General features: G+C 74.0%; 11 protein-coding genes and 1 pseudogene. 3 read left to right on the top strand and 9 right to left on the bottom strand.

What is annotated here, in order from left to right; all coding sequences use genetic code 11:
* Positions 1-110 precede the first annotated feature (110 nt).
* The 8 genes from ABZY91_RS24350 to ABZY91_RS24315 form a co-directional block, all read right to left on the bottom strand.
* A complete protein-coding gene (locus tag ABZY91_RS24350; protein ID WP_355405215.1) occupies positions 111-1,559 on the bottom strand; it encodes a DNRLRE domain-containing protein in 1,449 nt (482 codons plus the stop codon).
* A gap of 438 nt (positions 1,560-1,997) precedes the next feature.
* Positions 1,998-3,017 carry a BadF/BadG/BcrA/BcrD ATPase family protein gene (locus ABZY91_RS24345; protein ID WP_355405214.1) on the bottom strand — a complete coding sequence of 340 codons (1,020 nt, stop codon included), beginning with the start codon at positions 3,015-3,017 and terminating at the stop codon, positions 1,998-2,000.
* A gap of 152 nt (positions 3,018-3,169) precedes the next feature.
* Positions 3,170-4,459, bottom strand: a complete 1,290-nt coding sequence (locus tag ABZY91_RS24340; RefSeq protein ID WP_355405213.1) for a 6-phospho-beta-glucosidase — start codon at positions 4,457-4,459, stop codon at positions 3,170-3,172.
* A complete protein-coding gene (locus ABZY91_RS24335) occupies positions 4,459-5,373 on the bottom strand; it encodes a carbohydrate ABC transporter permease (RefSeq protein ID WP_329948606.1) in 915 nt (304 codons plus the stop codon). The genes ABZY91_RS24340 and ABZY91_RS24335 overlap by 1 nt, the downstream gene beginning before the upstream one ends.
* 21 nt (positions 5,374-5,394) lie before the next feature.
* A complete protein-coding gene (locus tag ABZY91_RS24330) occupies positions 5,395-6,393 on the bottom strand; it encodes a sugar ABC transporter permease (RefSeq protein WP_329948607.1) in 999 nt (332 codons plus the stop codon).
* 24 nt (positions 6,394-6,417) lie between these two features.
* Positions 6,418-7,773 (bottom strand): ABC transporter substrate-binding protein, encoded by a 1,356-nt coding sequence (locus ABZY91_RS24325; RefSeq protein ID WP_355405212.1) that lies wholly within the window; start codon positions 7,771-7,773, stop codon positions 6,418-6,420.
* A gap of 298 nt (positions 7,774-8,071) precedes the next feature.
* On the bottom strand, positions 8,072-9,262 hold the full coding sequence (locus ABZY91_RS24320; RefSeq protein ID WP_329882059.1) for an ROK family transcriptional regulator: 1,191 nt from the start codon (positions 9,260-9,262) through the stop codon (positions 8,072-8,074).
* Positions 9,263-9,506: 244 nt separating this feature from the next.
* Positions 9,507-10,733, bottom strand: a complete 1,227-nt coding sequence (locus ABZY91_RS24315) for a mechanosensitive ion channel family protein (RefSeq protein ID WP_329948609.1) — start codon at positions 10,731-10,733, stop codon at positions 9,507-9,509.
* Positions 10,734-11,332: 599 nt separating this feature from the next.
* On the opposite strand from ABZY91_RS24315, the pseudogene ABZY91_RS24310 reads away from it, so the two are divergent.
* Positions 11,333-11,827, top strand: a pseudogene (locus ABZY91_RS24310) (HNH endonuclease); the annotation flags it as partial.
* A 398-nt stretch (positions 11,828-12,225) separates the two neighbouring features.
* Here ABZY91_RS24310 and ABZY91_RS24305 read toward each other — a convergent pair.
* Positions 12,226-16,338, bottom strand: a complete 4,113-nt coding sequence (locus tag ABZY91_RS24305) for a beta-N-acetylglucosaminidase domain-containing protein (protein WP_355405211.1) — start codon at positions 16,336-16,338, stop codon at positions 12,226-12,228.
* A 428-nt stretch (positions 16,339-16,766) separates the two neighbouring features.
* Between ABZY91_RS24305 and malQ the strand changes: the two genes are divergently transcribed.
* On the top strand, positions 16,767-18,857 hold the full coding sequence (gene malQ / locus ABZY91_RS24300; protein WP_329882071.1) for a 4-alpha-glucanotransferase: 2,091 nt from the start codon (positions 16,767-16,769) through the stop codon (positions 18,855-18,857).
* Positions 18,858-18,877: 20 nt separating this feature from the next.
* Entirely contained in the window at positions 18,878-19,108 is a 231-nt protein-coding gene (locus ABZY91_RS24295) for a hypothetical protein (RefSeq protein ID WP_329948611.1), read from the top strand.
* The last annotated feature ends 12 nt before the right edge of the window (positions 19,109-19,120 follow it).

Below are 19,120 nucleotides of genomic sequence, written 5' to 3'. Positions count from 1 at the left end.
GTGGCGGCGCGGGACGGCGGTGCGGGGTGGTCCGCGCGGGGTCGGCGGATCGGCGGGACGCGGCCGGGGGAGGTCCCGGCCGCGTCGTCGCTCGGGGGGTGCGCCGGGCGTCAGTGGCAGGCGGTGGTGCCGCTGTCGTTGTACGTCTTGCCCGCCTCGGGGACGAACTGCCAGGTGTAGCCGTTGTTGTGCAGCGTGAACTTCAGCACGCCGTAGGTGTCGCTGTTGCGCGCCTCGCTGTTGGCCTGGATGGTGCCGAAGCTGTAGTGGCTGGCGCCGCCCATCCCGGCCACGAAGTGCCGGATGCCGCGGGTGGTGTCGAGCGCGCCGCCCGGGTTCATCGGCGCGAACCGCTCGTACTGGTGGTTGTGGCCGGTGACGATCACGTCGGCGTTGTAGTCGTACAGGGCCTGCACCAGCGGGCCGACGGACGTGCTCGGGCCGTGGTTGGAGCCGGACGTGAACCGCGGGTGGTGCCAGTACGCCAGCGTGCAGGGCTTGTTGCTCGCGGCGAGGTCGGCGCGGAGCCACTGCTCCTGGGCGGAGCCGGTGCTGGTGGAGATGTTCGAGTTGAGCGCCACGACGTGCCAGTTGCCCAGGTCGTAGGAGTAGTAGCCCTGGCCGGCGGTGCCGGCCGCGGCGCCGAAGTAGTTGTAGTAGCCGGTGGCGCCCGAGGTGTTGTACTCGTGGTTGCCCGGCGCCGGCTTGGTGCGTGCCTTGTGGCGGCCCCAGGTCGGTGCGTAGTAGTTGGTGTAGTCCGAGGCGCTGCCGTCGGGGTAGGCGTTGTCGCCCGCGTTGAACACCGTGCCGGGGATGCCGTCGAGCAGCTTGGCGGTGGCCTCGTCGCCGTTCCCGGAGTTGGCGATGTCGCCGGCGCCGACCAGCACCGGGTCCGCGCCGCCGGTCGGGGAGGTGGTGGGGGTCGGGGTGGCGGTGGGCGTGGCGGTCGGCGACGAGGTCACGGTCGGCGACGGGGAGGGCGTGCCGGTGTCGGTGGTGATCACCAACTGCGGTGCGGTGGAGCCGGATTCGCGCGAGTCGTAGTCGGCGCCGTCGCTGGACGCGGAGGTCACGCCGATGGCGAAGGTGCCGTTCCCCTGGACGTAGGAGGTGACGTCCACCTCGTACCAGGCGTTGCGGGAGACGGAGCCGATCGAGCCCAGCACCGGGCCGTCCACGGCCGGCTGGTTGTTCCAGGTCAGGCCGGTCTCGGACCAGGTGGTGCTGCTCAGCGAGCGGAAGGTGCCGCCGCTGCCGCTCTCGGCACCGGACACGTCGTCGGTGTGGATGCGCAGCTTGGCGCCGGTCACCGGTGCGGTGAGGCCGGAGACGGTGAACTTCAGGAAGGTCCGCTTGGCCGGGCTGTTGTCCACCCCGAGCTGGCCGGACGTTCCGTAGTTGGTGCTCGGGTTGCTGCTGTACGCGTAGGTGTCGGCCACCGGGGTGAACGTGGTGGTCCCGACCGCCGCGGTGGCGGCACCGGAAAAGGCGGTGACGGCCAGCGCGCCGGCGGTCATGGCGCCGAGGGTGGCCGCGGCGACGACTCTGCGTCCGGGCATGGGGTGACCCTTCGTGAGAGGAGGGGGACGGTCGGCGGTGCGTCGGGAGACGCTAGGGACGGCAGCCTTCTCCCGGGTGATGGACTTCCCCTGGACCGATGGCCGGTCGGTGAACGCCTGGTGCCGTCGTCCCACCGGCCTCTCCGGTCCCACCCCGCCCCGGCCGTCGGCCTCCGCGCCGCCTTGCTCGACCGGTCCGTCGACCGGTCCGAGAAACTGACTGTCCGTCAGGTTACCGCGCCGTAGCGTCCCGTCCACCCCTCCCGTCGCCACCCGCCCGGCCGATCTGACCCACCCGATCCCGCGCCGCCCGGCCGTGAACGCACGACCGCCCCCGCCGGGTGTGCGGACCCGGCGGGGGCGGAACCTGTGGGGGCGGAAACGGCGGGGGCGGAAGCGGTGCGGCGGGGGCGGGGGCGGAAGCGTCGGGACCGGGCGCTACGCCGCCACCGGCCGGTCGGTGTCGTACGCCTCCCGCACCCGGGCCTGCGCCTCGGCGCCCGCCGCCAGGTGGTCGAGGCCGAGCAGCGCCGCGCCCAGCACCGGCGGTGCGACGACGACGCGCGGCTCGGCGAGCGGCGCGGCCTCCGCCAGCCGGGCGGTGAGGTTGTCGATCAGCAGCGGCTGCCGCGAGGCGAGCACGCCGCCACCGAGCACCAGCGGGGTGGGTTCCTCCAGGAGTTCCAGCCGGCGCAGGGCGACGACCGCGAGCCGGGTGATCTCGTCGGCCTGCCGGTCGATCAGCTCCAGCGCGACCCGGTCGCCGCCCTCCGCGACCGCGAACAGCACCCGGACGATCTCGTGCAGCCGGCCGTACGGCAGGTGGTCCAGGTGGACGGCCTCGGCGACGGCGCCGGCGCTGGGCAGGCCGAAGTGCTCGGCGATGGCCGGGGCCAGGACGGTCGGCCCGCCGCGGCCGTCCTCCGCGCGGACGGCGTGCCACATGCTGGTGAGCGCGAGGCCGGCGCCGCCGCCCCAGTCGCCGGTCAGTTCGCCGAGGGCGGGGAACCGGGCGGTGCGGCCGTCGGGCAGCAGGCCGACGCAGTTGATGCCGGCGCCGCAGACGACGGCGACGCCGCGCGGGCCGTCGGTCCCGGCGCGCAGCAGGCCGAAGGTGTCGTTGACGACGGTGTTGCTGGCGCCCCACGGGTGGGACTCCAGGGCCACGCGCAGCGCGTCCTCCTCGACCGGGAGGTCGGCGTTGGCGAGGCAGGCGCTGACGTGACTGGTCAGCGTGCCGTTCCAGGCGGTGATCCCGGCCGCCGCGGCGGCCTGCTCGACCAGCGGCGCGAGGCCGGCGACGGCGGCGGCGCCGCCGACCTTCTGCGGGGTGAAGCCGCCACCCCGGGCGGAGCCGAGGACGGTGCCGTCGGCGCCGATGAGGGCGACGTCGGTCTTGGAGTTACCCGCGTCGATGGCGAGGACGCCGGGCAGGTGTGGTTCGGGCTGGTGGGTCATCAGGTCCCCGCGGCTCGTACGTGGCCCGGCCGTGGTTGGTCCCGGCCGGGGGTGGGAGGTCTCCTCGCGGCCTCCTCGCGGAGGGCCGGTGGGCCCTCGGCGGCCCGGCCCGCACCCCCCACGGAGTGCGGGCCGGAGTTCGGCCGGGCGGGTCAGGCCCAGGCGAGGTGCTCGCGGTTGTGGGCGAGCAGCCGGTCCGTCAGCCGGTCGGCGAGGTCGATCTGGCCGACCAGCGGGTGGGCGAGCAGGGCGTCGAAGACCCGGTCTCGGCCGCCGCGCAGGGCGGCGTCCAGGGCGAGGTTCTCGTACGCGGTGACGGAGGCGATCAGGCCGGCGTAGAGCGGCTCGACCGGCCGCTGCGGCAGGGCCCGTACGCCCGCCGCGTCGACCTCGGCCGGCACCTCGATGACGGCGTCGTCCGGCAGGAACGGCAGGACGCCGTCGTTGCGGGTGTTCACCACCTGGACCGAGGTGGCGCCGTCGGTGCCGAGCAGCGCCGCGATGAGCTGCACGGCCGCTTCGGAGTAGAACGCGCCGCCGCGCTTGCCGAGCAGTTCGGGCTTGGTGTCGAGCGCGGGGTCGGCGTACATCTCCAGCAGCTGCCGCTCGATCTCGGCGACCTCGGCGGCGCGGGAGCCCTTGACCTTGAGCTCCTCCACCACCTGGTCGTGCTGGTAGAAGTACCGCAGGTAGTAGGAGGGGACGACGCCGAGCCGCTCGATCACCCGCCGGGGCAGGAGCAGGTCGTCGGCGATCTCCTGGCCGAAGCCGGCGAGCAGCTCCGGCAGCACCTCCCGGCCACCGGCGGCGCCGGGCGCGTCGAGCAGGGTGACGCCGCGCTCCCAGGTGAGGTGGTTGAGGCCGACGTGGTCGAGCCGGATCAGCTCCGGGTCGACGCCCAGGTGCTTGGCGAACCGCCGCTGGAAGCCGATGGCGACGTTGCAGAGGCCCACGGCCTTGTGGCCGGCCTCCCGCAGGGCCCGGGTGACGATGCCGACCGGGTTGGTGAAGTCGACGATCCAGGCGTCGGGGTTGGTGCGCCGGACCTTCTCGGCGATGTCGAGCACCACCGGGACGGTCCGCAGCGCCTTGGCGAGCCCGCCCGCGCCGGTGGTCTCCTGGCCGACGCAGCCGCACTCCAGCGGCCAGGTCTCGTCCTGGTTGCGGGCCGCCTGCCCGCCGACCCGCAGCTGGAGCAGGACGGCGTCCGCGTCCGCGACCCCCGCCTCGACGTCGGTCGTGGTGGTCACCACGGCGCCGTGCCCCTGCTTGGCGAAGATCCGCCGGGCCAGCCCGCCGATCAGCTCCAGGCGGTCCGCGGCCGGGTCGATCAGGACGAGCTCGCCGATCGGCAGGGTGTCCCGCAGCCGGGCGAAGCCGTCGATCAGCTCCGGGGTGTACGTCGAACCGCCGCCGACGATGGCCAGCTTGAGTGTGGACATCAGCCCTTGACCCCTGTCAGTGTCACGCCTTCGATGAAGGCCTTCTGTGCGAAGAAGAAGAGGAGGATCACCGGGGCCATCACCAGCAGCGTGGCGGCCATGGTGAGGTTCCAGTTGGTGTGGTGGGCACCCTTGAAGGACTCCAGGCCGTAGGAGAGCGTCCAGGCGCCGGGCTTGTTGCTGGCGTAGATCTGCGGGCCGAAGTAGTCGTTCCAGCAGTAGAAGAACTGGAAGAGGGCGACGGCGGCGATGGCCGGCTTGGCCATCGGCAGGACGACCTTGAGGAGGGTGCGCAGGTCGCCGCAGCCGTCGATCCGGGCCGCCTCGATGTACTCCTTGGGGATGGTCAGCAGGAACTGCCGCAGCAGGAAGATCGAGAAGGCGTCGCCGAAGGCCATCGGGATGATCAGCGGCCAGAGCGAGCCGCTGAGCCCGAGCTCCTTCGCCCAGAACAGGTACATCGGGATGATGGTGACCTGGGGCGGCAGCATCATCATCGAGATGACCGCCATCAGCGCCAGATTGCGGCCGCGGAAGCGGAACTTGGCGAGCGCGTAGGCCACCGGAAGGCTGGAGACGATGGTCAGCAGGGTGCCGAGGCCGGCGTACAGCAGGGTGTTGCGCCACCAGGTGAGGAAGCCGGGGGTGTCCCACACCTTGGCGTAGTTGCCCCACTCCCAGGAGGTGGGCCAGTAGTCGGTGGTGAGCGCCTGGCTGTCCGTCATCACCGACGTGAGGAAGGCGAAGACGAGCGGGAGCAGGAAGAACAGCGCGGCGGCGACGGCCAGCGAGTGCACGGCCACCCAGTTGAGCAGCGCGCGGCGGCGGGCGGCGCGGGCCGCGGCGCCGGGGGCGCCGCGCCGGGCGGGCCCCTCCGCGGGGGCCTTCGCCGTGAGGGTGGAGCTGAGAGTCATGATCGTGTCCTCACTGGGCCGCTAGTCGTCGCTCGCCATGAAGCCGGACTTGCGGCGGAGCAGGAGCGAGGTGACGGCCATCGAGATGGCGAACAGCACCAGGGCGACGACGCACGCCGCGCCGTAGTTGAAGCGCTGGAAGCCGAGGTTGTAGACCATCTGCGGCAGGGTCCAGGTGGATCCCTGCGGGTAGCCCGGTTCGAACTGCTGCCCGGAGTTGCCCGCGTTGCCGCTGGTGACCTTCGCGGCGACGATCGCCTGGGTGTAGTACTGCATGGTCTGGATGACGCCGGTGACCACCGCGAACATGATGATCGGCGAGATGTTCGGCAGGGTGACGAACCGGAACCGCTGGAACGGCCCGGCGCCGTCGAGTTCGGCGGCCTCGTACTGGTCCCTCGGGACGTCCAGCAGGGACGCCATGAAGATGACCATCAGGTCGCCGATGCCCCACATGGCGAGCATGGTGAGGGCGGGCTTCGACCACGTCGGGTCGGCGAACCAGCCCGGCTGGGGCAGTCCGATCTCGCCGAGGAAGTGGTTGACCGGTCCGGTGCCGGGGTTGAGCAGGAAGGCGAAGGCGACGGTCGCGGCCACCGGCGGTGCCAGGTACGGCAGGTAGAACGCGGTGCGGAAGAGTCCGGCACCGGTCTTGACCTTGGTGATCAGCAGCCCGATGCCGAGGCCGAACGCCACCCGCAGGCTCACCATGATGAAGACCAGCCACACGGTGTTGCGCAGGCCCTTCCAGAAGGCCGGGAGGTCGTTGAAGACGTAGTCCCAGTTCTTCAGGCCGTTGAAGGCGGGTGCGCCGAAGCCGTTGTACTTGGTGAACGAGAAGTAGACCGTGGAGATCAGCGGGTACAGGAAGAAGACCGCGAAGCCGATCAGCCAGGGGGAGAGGAAGGCCAGGGTGCGGGCCGCCTCCCGGCGGCGCTTCCGGCGCAGCAGGTGCTGCGTGGAGGGCGCCGCCGGGTCGGTCGGTCCGGTGCCCCTGCGGGTGTCGGACGCGAGTGACATGGGAGCTCCGTGAACCGTTCCGCGCTACTTGGCCTGGGCGATGGCGGCGTCGATCTCCTTGGCGGTGGCCGCGAGACCGGCCGCGAGATCGGTCTGCCTGCCGGACTCGAACTCGTAGCCGAGGTTCTGCACCGAGACGATGTAGCCGCCGCCGTTGACGCTGGCCGGCGTGGTGCTGGAGTTCGCGTTCTTCGCGATGTCCAGGAAGGTCTTGAAGTTCGGGTCGCTGATCAGCTTCGGCGAGTCGAGCGCCGCGAAGGTGCTGGGCACGTTGTGGATCGCGTTGGCGAACGAGACCACCGCGTCGGTGTCGGTGGTGAGGAACTTCGTCAGCTCCCAGGCGGCGGCCTGCTTCTTGCTGGTGCTGGCGATGCCGATGATGGTGCCGGTCTGGTAGCCGCGGCCCCAGGTGGAGGCCTGGTCGTCCGGCACCGGGAACGGCGCGGTCGCCCACTCGAAGTCCGGCTTGTTCTCGGCGAGCGAGGCGGTGCGCCACTCACCGTCGATGGCCATCGCGACCTGGCCGGTGTGGAAGGGGTTCTTGGCGCTGAACTCCTCGCCGAAGGTGGCCCGGAACTTGTCCAGCTTGTCGTAGCCGCCGAGCTTGTCGACCAGGCCCTTCTGCCAGTTCATCATCGCCGCGATCTTCGGGTCGGCGGCGATGCTGGACTTGCCGGAGGCGTCGAAGTAGCTCGGGCCGTACTGGCCGAGGAAGTGCTCGGTGGTCGACTCGTAGCCGTGGTACAGCGGCATGAAGCCGAGCTGCTTGTAGCTGTCGCCCTCGGCGAGGGTGAGCTTGGTGGCGGTCTCGGCGAACTCGCTGAAGGTCTTCGGCGGGCCGGCGATCCCGGCGTCGGCGAAGGCCTTCTTGTTGTAGTACAGGCCGAAGGCGTCGCCGAGCAGCGGCAGGGAGCACTGGTTGCCCTGGAACTGCGTGTAGTTGAGCATCGCGGCCGGGAAGGTCTTGGCCGGGTCGATGTTGTCCTTCGCCAGGAAGGGCTTGAGGTCGGCGAACGCCTTGGTCGAACAGAACATGCCGACGTTGTTGGTGGTGAACGAGGAGACCACGTCCGGGGCAGCGTCGCCACCGGCCCGCAGTGCCTGGTTGACCTTGTCGTCACCGATGTTCTCGGTCGTCTTGACGTGGATGTTCGGGTGGGCCTTCTCGAAGGCGGCGATGTTGTCGTTGATCGCCTTCACCTCGGCGGGCTGGTTCCAGCCGTGCCAGAAGGTGATGGTGACGTCCTTGCCGCTGGCCGAGTCGTCGCTGCCGCTGCCGTCGCTGGATCCGGTGCAGGCGGTGGCCAGCAGGGCCAGGACGGCGCTGCCGGTGACGGCGGCGATCGTACGGCGGCCTCTGCGGGAGGTGGTGGAGTGCACTTCGAGGTCCTCCTGGGGGTGCGCGGGCAGGCGTCATTGCCTCGGGTCCCGCGTAGGGGGTTGGGGAGAGTGGGTGCAGGGATCGAGCGGTGCGGGTGGTGCGGGTGGTGCGGGTGGTGGCTGGTGCGGGTGGAGCCAGGTGGTTCAGGTGGTCCAGGCGGTGCTCGGTGGGAGCGCCGGTGACTCGGGCGCCGATGGGTCGGACGCCGGTGGTTCTGAACCGGTGGTTCTGACGCCGGTGGTGGAAGCGTCCGTGGTGGGAGCGTCGCTGGTGTGAACTTCGGTGGGCGGGTGGACCTCAGTGGGTGGAGAAGACCGCCTCGCGGGCGGCCGCCAGCGCGCGTTGCAGCGCGCCCAGCAGGACGGGCGAACCGGACAGGGTGCTGCTGCGGACCTCCGGGCGGGCGATCGAGATCCGGGCCAGCTCCTCCTCGACCAGCGCCCGCAGCCGTTCGCCGCCCGCGGTCGGCACACCGCCGGAGACCACCACGAGCTGGGGGTCGACGACGGCGACGATCACGGCCAGTCCGACGGCCAGCCGGCCCGCCAGCTCGGTGAGGAACGCGTCGCCGGCGCCCGGGGTCCGCAGCGCCTTGGCGAGCGTCTCCTCCGCGGTCGGCGCGCCGAGTCCGTGCTCCCGGGCCAGGGCCCGGACGGCGGGGGCGCCGACCAGCTCCTGGAACCCGCCGGAGTTGCGGCGGCGCACGTCCCGCAGCACCGGGGCGCCGGGCACCGGCATGTAGCCGACCTCGCCGGCGCCGCCGGTGAAGCCGCGGTGCAGGCGGCCGGCGATCACGATCGCGGCGCCGGTGCCCTCGCCGGCCCAGAGCAGGACGAAGTCCTCGAACCCGTGCGCCGCGCCGGAGGCCTGCTCGGCGACGGCGGCCAGGTTCACGTCGTTCTCGATCGACACCGGCGCGCCGATCGCCCCGGACAGCTCCTCGACCAGCCGCGGCGCGTGCCAGCCGGGCAGGTGGGAGGCGTACCTGAGCTTGCCGGTGCCGGGGTCGGGCGCCCCGCCGACGCCGATCACGACGGTGTGCAGGCTGCCCTCGGCCAGCCCGGCGGACCGGGTCGCGTCGGCGACCACCCGGGCGACCCGGGGGACGGTCTCGGCGGCCGTCCACCCCTTGGTGGGGACGACGTCCTCGGTGAGCGTGGAGCCGGTGATGTCGGCGACGGCGACCCGGACGTGGCTGTTGGTGACGTCCAGCCCGGCGACGTGGCCGGCGGCCGGATTCACCTGGTACAGCTGCGCGTTGGGGCCCGGTCCGCCCGCCGTGGTGCCCACCGGCAGGACCAGCCCGGCCGCCTCCAGACGGGCCAGCAGCTGGGAGGCGGTGGGCTTGGAGAGTCCGGTCAACGTGCCGATCTGGGTACGGGAGAGCGGGCCGTTCTCCAGCAGCAGTTCGAGGGCGGCGCGGTCGTTGATCGCGCGCAGCAGGCTGGGGGTGCCGGCGAGGGGGGCCTTGGCGGTGGTCCTGGTCACGCGGAGATCCTCCTCCTCTTCCTGCTGGTCGGCTGCCCGGCGGACGGGCCCGGGCGAACTGTTAGGAAACTTTCCAGTCGCTTGAGACAGGACCGTACGGTCCCCGTCACGAGGGTGTCAATGGCCCTTCCCCCGGTGGATGCCGAAGCGTTACCGGGCAGCAGTGAGCCCCGCCTCCGGCGTGCGCGGAGACGGGGCTCTCGTTCGTTCACGGGCTCTGCCGGGGCGGCGGCCCGCTACCCGGTCAGGGCGCCTTGGCCGCGTCGTCGACCGGCTTCACGGGAGCCGGTATCGGCGCCGTCGCCTGGTAGCGGGGCGAGTTCGGGTCGGCCAGCGCCGACGGCGGTGCCGGGTCGGCGCCCGGCGAGGCCGCCGACGCGGTGGTCAGCACCACTCCGGCGGTGGCCGTTCCGGTAGCCGCGCCCGCATCGGCGGCGACCGGCGCGACCTCCTCCTTGACCTTGATCCCGGCCTGGTCGAACGCGACCTTCAGGCGCTGCCGCAGGGCCCGCGCCACGCTCAGCGACTTGCCCGGGGCCGTCCGCGCCTCGACCCGCAGCACCACCGAGTCCACGGCCACCGACTCCACGCCCAGGATCGAGAACGGCGCCCAGACCAGCTCGTCGAACGGCGCCTCCTTGGCCAGGGCCTCCGCCGTCTCCTGGATCAGCGCCTCGACCCGCAGCAGGTCCTCCTTGTACCCGACCTGGACGTCCACCGAGGCGGTCGACCAGCCCTGGCTCATGTTGGCGATCCGCTTCACCTCGCCGTTGCGGATGTACCAGATCTCGCCGCCCGCGCCGCGCAGCTTGGTCACCCGCAGGCCGACCTCCAGCACCGTGCCGGTGGCCACCCCGGTGTCGATCTCGTCGCCGACGCCGTACTGGTCCTCCATGATCATGAAGACCCCGGAGAGGAAGTCGGTGACCAGGTTGCGGGCGCCGAAACCGATCGCCACACCGGCCACACCGGCACTGGCCAGCAGCGGGGCCAGGTTCACCCCGAGCGCCGACAGCACCATCAGCGCGGCCGTCCCCAGGATGCTGAAGGACGCGACGCTGCGCAGCACCGAGCCGATCGCCTCCGAGCGCTGCTGCCGCCGCTCGGGGTTGACCACCCCGGTGTTGGCCAGCAGCCCGCCCAGCCGTCCGGGCTCGTCCTCGCCCTCGCCGGGCTTGACCATCCGCGCGATCAGCTGGGAGATCAGCTTGCGGACCATCGCGCGCAGCACCAGGGCCAGCACGACGATGAAGACGATCCGGACCCCGCTCGCCAGCCACTCCTGCCAGTGCGAGTCGAACCAGCTGGCGGCCTGCCGGGTGGTGTCGGAGACCTCCTGCGCGCTGGTCGGGATTCTGAGGTCGAGCTGCGGCAGCCCCGGGGCCGTGGGACTGGGGGACGGGTTCGGCGTCGAGGCCGACGGCGTGACGGACGCGTCGGCGAGGAGGCCGGCGGCACCGGACCTGAACACGTGCGGGACCTTCCTGCAGGGTGCGTGGCACAGCCCGCCGCCGCGGAGGCACACCCGGGAGGCACGCCCCTGGCCTGCGGACCGTCCGCTCTACCCTATCCGCCGCCCACCCGGCACCCTGACACGCCGACGGCCTCTGCACCGCCCTCCCACGGCTCTCCCACGGTCCGGCCACCGCTCTTCCGAGGGCGCGCGGCGGCCGGACGGACGCCCCGTCAACGCCCCGGCGCGCTGCCCGCAGCCCCGCCCGCCCCGCGGTTCACCCCCGCCGCCCCCACCGGCCGGCCCGCCGTCCGTGCTGCTCCGACGGGGTCCGACCGGTTCCCGCCCCGTGCGCCCCGCTGCTCCGACCGGCCCAGCCTTCCCCCGCGAGGGCGCCCCGGAGCACCCTCCGGGCACCGGGGTGCAACCCGCCCTTCCCCCGGGCATACCGGGTATGACAGAAGCCACATCCGGAGTTCACGTCAGGTCCGTTACACAGGAGTGGTGGCGCCGTACAAAGGCGTAAGGCGACACTGGGGGAGATCACGCACCCGCTGTGTGATCCAACCGCTCGTCCCGGCGCGAGCCACGCGCCGCAGGCGTCCAAGGAGGCATCCGTGCCGCATGTCCTGGTCCTCAACGCGTCCTACGAGCCACTCGGCGTCGTATCGATGCGCCGCGCACTCATCCTCGTCCTCAATCACAAGGCAGTCAGCCTTGAGGACTCGGGTGTCACTCTGCACAGCGCCACCAGCGCCCTTCCGGCGCCGTCCGTCGTCCGACTGACCCGCTTCGTCCGGGTCCCGTTCTGCGGGCCCGTCCCGCTCACCCGTCGGGCGCTGTTCGCCCGCGACCACGGCCGTTGCGTCTACTGCGGGGCCGCCGCCACCAGCGTCGACCACGTCATCCCGCGCAGCCGGGGAGGCCAGCACCGGTGGGACAACGTGGTGGCCGCCTGCCGCCGCTGCAACCACACCAAGGCCGACCGCCACCTCACCGAACTCGGCTGGCGGATGAAGCGCCCGCCGGCCCCGCCGTCCGGCCTGGCCTGGCGGATCATCGGCACCGGGATCAAGGATCCGCGCTGGCGGCCCTACCTGGAGCCGTACGGCGGCGGTGACCAGCTGCGCGCCCCGCAGTGGGGCGAGTACGAACACCACGACCATACCGAGGCCACCCATCCGGTGCCGCTCGGCCGGGCGCACTCGGCCCACTCCGCCCACTCAGCCCACTCCGCACCCGTCCGCCGCGGTGAGCAGCCCGAACCGCTCTCCGCCTGACCACCGCTCCACAAGGGCTTGCCCGACAGATTTCCCGGTACGCCTCATGGGCCGCCACGCACCCCGCAGACGGGGAGCGCGGCGGCCCGCCGCGTTGCCGGGCCCGGCCGCCCTCCCGCCCACCGTGCGCACGCAGGTCCCGCGTGCCCGTGCCCGGGCCCGTGCGGCCGTGCGCGCCCGCGGGGACGGCGGACCGGGCGCAGGATCCCGCGCCCGGTCCGGCACCCCCGCTACGGCTTCGCCGGCGGACCCGTCGGAGCGCCGGTCGAGCCGGACGGGGCCGGAGTCGGCCCGGTGGGCGTGGCCGACGGCGCCGGGGTGGTCGCCGGGGCGGTCGGCACCGTGGTCGGCTGTCCGCCGGCCTGTCCGCCGCCCTGCTGCGCGCCACCCTGCTGTCCGCCGCCCGGCTGTCCGCCACCGCCGGGCTGCCCGCCCGGAGGCGTCACCGGCGGCGTGACGGGCGGTGTCACCGGCGGGGTCGCCCCCGCCGCCGCGGCGACGGCGTACAGCTCGACGCCCCAGAGCGAGTAGCCGTACTTGGTGGCCCGGGCCACGCCCTGCACCCGCAGGTACTTCGCCCCCGGCGCGTCGAACCGCACCGTCTCGTTGCCGCCCCTGCCGTCCTCCACCGTCGCCACGGTGGTCCAGGAACGGCCGTCCGCCGAGGCCTGGATCTTGTACGCGGCGGCGTACGCCGCCTGCCAGTGCAGCACCGCCGAGCCCAGGTGGACGGCCCGCGGCAGCTCCAGCTGCACCCAGGCGTCGTCGGCGGCCGGCGACGACCACCGGCTCTTCGGATCCTGGTCGGCCACGGCCGAGGCGGGGAAGTGCGGCGTCTCGTCGGCCGACGAGGTCGCCTCGGCGGTGATCGCCAGGTCCGGTCCGCCGGTCGGCGGCACCACGTGCACCTGGAGCACCTGCCGCACGCTGGTCTGCCCGGTCACGAACACCACCGGCACCTGGTAGGTGCCCGACGGCGTGTCCGGCCCCGCGGTGACCAGCAGCGGGACGCCGACCCGGCCGCCGCGCGGCACGCTCACACCGGTCGCGGGCGTCACGGTCAGCCCCTTGGCGACGGCCGGCACCTCCGTCCGCAGCTCGCCGGTCACCCCCTCCGGCCGGCCGGCCTCGACGGTGGCCCGGGCCTGGACGGGCGCGCCGGCCCCGATGACCGCGTCGACCGCCGTGTCGGCCAGGCTGAGCCGGGCCGCCGGGGCGTCCGCGTACCAGGGGATCACCTGGTTGACCACCGGAGGCTGCCCGCCCGGCTTCCAGGCCAGGCGGAACGCGTCGGCGGGCAGCCCGCCGGCCGACAGCTCGTTCCAGCCCGGCTGTATGGTGCCGATCTCCGCCCAGCTGCCGTCCGCGCGCCGGACCGCGACGGCGGCGGAGGCACGCACGTTCGGGTCGGTGAGGATGGTCAGCCGGTCCAGCGGGCGGGCGGCGCCCAGCTCGACGGTGAGCGGCTCGTCCAGCGAGGTCGGCGCGGTGGCCGCCCGGTAGGCGGTGTCCGGGTTGCCGTCCAGCACCGCGGCGGCCGAGGAGCCGGGCAGTGCGGCCGGGCCGCCGGAGACGCTGGCCGGGGCCTCGTCCGGCGCGGTGACCGAGAACTCGCGCACCGCGACCGCGGTCTTCTGCGCCGAGGTGGCACGCAGCCGGACCGCCCGGACGACGGTCCCGGCGGGCAGCTGGGCGGAGACGGACTTCTGGTTCTTCACCTGGGCCAGCCGCTTCCAGCCGCCCTCGCCGGTGGAGTACTCCAGCACGCCCTCGCGCAGGTAGTCGTCGAGTGCGTTCTGGCCGTCCGGGCCGTTGCCCCAGGAGCCCATCAGCACGGTGACGCTGCCGACCGGGCGGCCGTCGCCGAGGTCCAGACCGACCGAGTCGCCGGGCTGCGGCGGCGCCGAGCTCCAGTAGAACGTGTCGGCGACACCGTCGGTCATCAGCGCGGGGAGGTGGTCGTGCGCGGTGCCCAGGGTGGTGGTCGGGGTGACGCCGCCGTCGAGCACGCCGGCCCAGGTGTCGGCGGCCCGCAGCGCCCGCTCCAGGAACGGGCCGAGCACGCCTGCGCCGACCGTCGCCGGGCTCTGGCCGAGCTGCTCGCGGAGCTTGTTCAGCTCGACCCGGGCCTTCCAGGCGGCCCCGCCGTCGCCGCCCCGCTGGGCCACCAGCATGTCCACGGCCGCCTGTCCGGCCAGGCCGTAGTCGCGCAGCGGAGCGAGCCAGGAGGCGGACTCGGCGGCCAGCTGGGCGGTGGCCGGCGCCGAGGCGAGGGTCTGCTGCGCGCCGGCCATCGCGGCGAAGGATTCCCGCAGCGGGGCGGCCGCCTCGATCAGCCGGGCGAGGTCGGGCGCCACGCCGGAGGTCGGCTCGGCGGTGGCCCAGAACCGCTCCAGCAGCGGCAGCAGGTAGCCGGACTCCTGCTTGGCGAGCGGCGACGAGGCGCTGTTGCCGGCCAGCGCGGTGACGGCGGCCAGGGCCGCGCCGGCGGGCGTCGCGGCCGAGGCGGTCGGACCGGCCAGCGAGCGCAGCGCGGCCTGCCAGGACTCCTCCGGCTTGTACCCGGCGGGGTTCCAGGCGAAGTCACCGGCGGTGGCCAGCGCGATCCGGGAGGCGACCGGCTGCTGCATCGCGCCCGTCAGCATGACGGCCGAACGGGTCGCCACCTCGGTGTCGCGCCCGGTGTAGGCCCCCAGGAAGAGCCGGTCCGGGGTGGCGTCGTTGACCGGGTAGTTGTCCATGGTGACCAGCGGGTGCCCGTACAGGCTCGCGGTGTCGGCGGCCTGGGTGCCGGTGATCCGCTCCGGGATCACGCCGACCCCGCTCCAGGCGACCTGGACGCCCGCCGGCAGCGCCGCGGCCAGCGCGGTCCGGTACGGGGTGGCGCCCTGCTGGTGGTACTCGGTGGGCACCACCGAGAGCGCGGCCAGCCCGGGGTTGCGGGCGATCAGCCGGTCCTGCACCCGGCCGGCCAGTTCGGCCTGCGCCTTGGCGGCGGCGGCCGGCCCGGTGCCGTACTTGGCGCGGTCCTCGGAGCAGTGCCACTCGTCGTAGGAGACGTCCAGGAACTGCAGCTGGAACGCGCCGAAGCCGAGCTTCCGCAGCCCGTCCAGCTTGGCCACCAGCGCGTCCGCGTCCTTCGCGGAGCTGTAGCAGAAGGACTGACCGGGGTCGATCGCGTACCCGGCCGTCACGTGGTTGTGCGCGGCCCGGGCGGCCAGGGCCCGCAGGTCGTCGGCCTTCCCCTGCGGGTAGGCGTCCCGCCAGCGGGAGAGCCGGTACGGGTCGTCGCCCGGCGCGTAGAGGTAGAGGTTCTGCTTGGCCCGGCCGAGGAAGTCCAGCTGGTCGAGCCGCTGCTGCTGGGTCCACGGGGTGCCGTAGAACGCCTCGGCGGTGCCGCGCACCGGCGCGCCGGACGGCCAGTCCCGCAGCGTGACGCCCGGCAGTCCGAGACCGGCCGCACCCGGCGCCTGCCCCTGCCCGGCCGGGACGACGGCCAGCAGCTGGCGCAGCGACTGCGCGGCGTAGAAGGTGCCCGCCGCGTCGGTGCCGGCCAGCACCACCACGCCGTACGTCCCGCCGCCCTGCACCGGCAGCTGACCGGCCGACAGCACGTACCCGCCGGCCGGCATCCCGGCCGTGGTCGGCGCCGCGGTGTCCTTGCCGCCCGCGGCCGCGGTCAGCTCCCGCAGCACCCGGTCGGTCGCGCCGCCCGCGCCCTCGGCGGGCCCGCCGACGTACACCACCAGGTCGCCGGCGACCGGCGTGCCGGGCTCCGACCGCGGGGTGATCACGGTGGCCCCGGCCACGCCCAGCACCTCGTGCACCGCGTCCACCGCACCGTGGTCCGCCTTCGGCGAGACCACCAGGGTGACGCCGGTCGGCACGGTGACCGGCTTCCCGGCCACGCCCATCTCCTGCGGACGCGGGAACACCTGAGGGTTGCTCACGTTGCCCAGCGGCGTCTGCGCCGCGTTGCTCGCGGTGCTCACCACGTCCGGTCCCGGCGAGTACGCGTACGCGGCCGGACCGCTCACCAGCAGTCCGCCGACCACGGCCGCCGCCGACAGCGTCGCCGCCACCTGGAGGGTCCGCCGGCTCGGTGCCCCGGGCCGCGCGGCCAGCGCGCGCTCGGCGCGCACCGACGGCAGCAGCGGAGACGTCCCCTTGAGATCGGCGATCAGCCGGTCCGCCGTCCTCGGCGCCAGCTGACGGCAGGTCCGTGCTGTCGCCCGCCGCGCCGCGAGGGCCGCCGGGTGCTGCAACACGTCACGCAGCGCCGGGCTCTGCTCCAGCTGCTGACGCAGCCGCCGCCCGGCTACCTCGGACACTCGGGCTTGCACAGGAGCCTCCTCGCCAGGAACCACATCGCGCCAAAGCCCACCAGCTACCCCTCCCGGTGTCAACGTCGCCGACGGGTATGACTACTTTGTCCGATTTACCCCGGACTCCAACCCTTCGCCCCCGCACCGAAAGCCCCGGTCGCGAACGCGCTCGCCGGAGCGGGACGCGGGCCCGGCCGACGTCCCGTGCGCGCGCCCCCGGCGGACCCGGTGCTCCCGTGCCACCCCCGGGTCCGTGTGTCGCGCAGGGTCGCCGGGGCGTCACGCGGGTAGGACTGTGGCTGTCCTGACTGGGCGTTGCCGAGACATCGCAGGAGCCGCGAGTGGCCGCTTATCTCGACCGTGACGGAGCCGACGGCCTGGAGGTGCCGGCGCAGGACGCGCCGCCCCCTCCGCCGGAGCTGGTGGCGCTGGCCCAGGCGTACGGAGTGGATGCCCGGTACGGGCCCGGAGGAGTGCCGGCGGGCGCACGGACGCTGGTCGCGGTGCTGGCCGCGCTCGGCGTGGACGCGGCCACCCCCGACGCCGCCCGGGCCGCGCTGGAGCACCACCGCACCGAACAGCGCGCCCGCCTGCTGCCCCCGACCGTGGTGGTCCGGGCGGGCCGGCGGACCGCACTGGACGTGCCCGCCGACGCGCGGCTGACCGTCGAGCTGGAGGACGGCGGCCGCTGGGACCTCCCGCGCGGCCACGCCCACTGGCTCCCCGCCGACCTGCCGCTCGGCCGTCACGTCCTGCGGGCCGAGGTCCCCGGGCGGACCGGGGACGAGCGGCGGACCGGCACCGCCCACCTGATCGTCGCCCCCGAGCGGCTCCCCGCGCTGCCCGGCCGCAGCTGGGGCTTCCTCGCCCAGCTGTACTCCGTGCTCTCGGACCGCTCCTGGGGCATGGGCGACCTCGCGGACCTCGCCGACCTCGCCCAGTGGGCCGGCGCCGGCCTGGGCGCGGGCTTCCTGCAGATCAACCCGCTGCACGCGGCCCTGCCCGCCGTCCCGTCCGACCCGTCGCCCTACCGCCCGTCGTCCCGCCGCTTCGCCGACCCCGTCCACCTGCGGGTCGAGGCGGTCCCCGAGTACGCCTACCTGACCGGTGAGGACCGCGCCGAGGCCGACGGGCTGGTCCTGCGCGCCGCCCGCCTGCGGGCCGAGGTGCTGCAGCACGACGGCCTGATCGACCGCGACGGGGTGTGGGCGCTCAAGCGCCGCGCGCTGGAGCTGCTGTACGCGCGGTTCGAGCGGTACGCGGCGGAGCACGGCGCGGTCCGGCGGGCCGCCTTCGAGGCGTACCGGGCCCGCGAGGGCGCGTGGCTGGAGCGGTACGCGGTCTGGAACGCCCTGGCCGAGAAGCACGGCGCCGACCGGCACGCCTGGCCGAAGGGGCTGCGCCACCCGGACTCCCCGCACGTCGCCCGCGAGGCCGCCGAGTCGGCCGACCGGGTCGGCTTCCACCGCTGGCTGGCCTGGCAGGTCGACCGGCAGCTCGCGCACGCCCAGCAGGCGGCCCGCACCGCCGGCATGCCGGTGGGCCTGGTCCACGACCTCGCGGTCGGTGTCCACCCGGACGGCGCCGACGCGTGGGCCTTGCAGGACGTCCTCGCCACCGGCATCTCGGTCGGCGCGCCCCCGGACGCCTTCAACGCGCACGGCCAGGACTGGGGCCTGCCGCCCTGGCGCCCGGACGCGCTGGCGGAGGCCGGCTACGCGCCGTTCGCCGAGCTGATCCGCGCCGCCGCCCGGCACGCCGGCGCGATCCGGATCGACCACGTCATGGGCCTGTTCCGGCTCTGGTGGGTGCCGGCCGGGCACGCGCCGATCGAGGGCGCCTACGTCCGCTACGACGCCGAGGCGATGCTCGGGGTGCTGGCGCTGGAGGCGCACCGGGCCGGCACGGCGGTGATCGGCGAGGACCTGGGCACGGTGGAGCCGGGTGTGCGCGAGGAACTGGCGGCCCGCGGGGTGCTGGGCACCTCGGTGCTCTGGTTCGAACGGGACTGGCAGGCGAAGGGCGAGATCCTGCCGCCCGGGCGCTGGCGCCCGGGCAGCCTGGCGACGCTGACCACGCACGACCTGCCGTCGACGGCCGCCCGGCTGTCGGGCGAGCACGTGGAGCTGCGGCACCGGCTCGGCCTGCTGGCCAGGGCGCTCGGCGACGAGCAGGCGGAGGCGGCGGCCGAGCTGGCCGACTGGCGGGCCGAGCTGGCCCGGCTGGGCCTGCTGGGGGAGGACGAGCCGCTCTCGGCGACCGCGCTGTACCGCTTCCTGGCGGACACCCCGGCCGAGCTGGTCGGGGTCTGGCTGCCGGACGTGGTGGGCGATCCGCGCCCGCAGAACCTGCCGGGCACCTGGGACCAGTACCCGAACTGGCGGCTTCCGGTCGCGGACGGCTCCGGCCGGCCGGTCACGCTGGACGCGCTGGCCGCCGCTCCGGCCGCGGGTGCCCTGGCTGACCTGCTGCGGACCGTCGGGCAGCAGACCGGGCCCCGGCCCGAAAGGCCGACCCCGCCGAGCGGCCCCTCGTAAGTGGCGGGTAAGTTGGCATCGTGGACAAGAGGAACGCTTTGCGAGCCGGCGCGGTCACCGCAACGGTCACGCTGATGATGCTGCTGTCGTCGCCCGCCATGGCCCTCACCAGGGACGACGGCGACGACCCGGGTAGCGGCCTGAGCGTCGCCCAGACCCTCGGTCTGTTCGTGGTGCTCCCGATCGCGTCCTTCGTGATCATCGCCGCTCTGGCCGCGCTGCCGTACGGCGGCGGCAAGGAGAAGAAGTAGCGGCCGCAGGCC

Origin of the sequence: Kitasatospora sp. NPDC002965 (genome assembly GCF_040611255.1) — a bacterium.
GTDB lineage: Bacteria > Actinomycetota > Actinomycetes > Streptomycetales > Streptomycetaceae > Kitasatospora.
The sequence above is the reverse complement of the archived record's forward strand: the minus strand, read 5'-3'. Positions and strand labels throughout refer to the sequence as shown.

Excerpts from the sequence above, each read along its gene's own strand:
- ABZY91_RS24350 (WP_355405215.1), bottom strand. The coding sequence starts at position 1,559 with ATGCCCGGACGCAGAGTCGTCGCCGCGGCCACCCTCGGCGCCATGACC.
- ABZY91_RS24345 (WP_355405214.1), bottom strand. The coding sequence starts at position 3,017 with ATGACCCACCAGCCCGAACCACACCTGCCCGGCGTCCTCGCCATCGAC.
- ABZY91_RS24340 (WP_355405213.1), bottom strand. The coding sequence starts at position 4,459 with ATGTCCACACTCAAGCTGGCCATCGTCGGCGGCGGTTCGACGTACACC.
- ABZY91_RS24335 (WP_329948606.1), bottom strand. The coding sequence starts at position 5,373 with ATGACTCTCAGCTCCACCCTCACGGCGAAGGCCCCCGCGGAGGGGCCC.
- ABZY91_RS24330 (WP_329948607.1), bottom strand. The coding sequence starts at position 6,393 with ATGTCACTCGCGTCCGACACCCGCAGGGGCACCGGACCGACCGACCCG.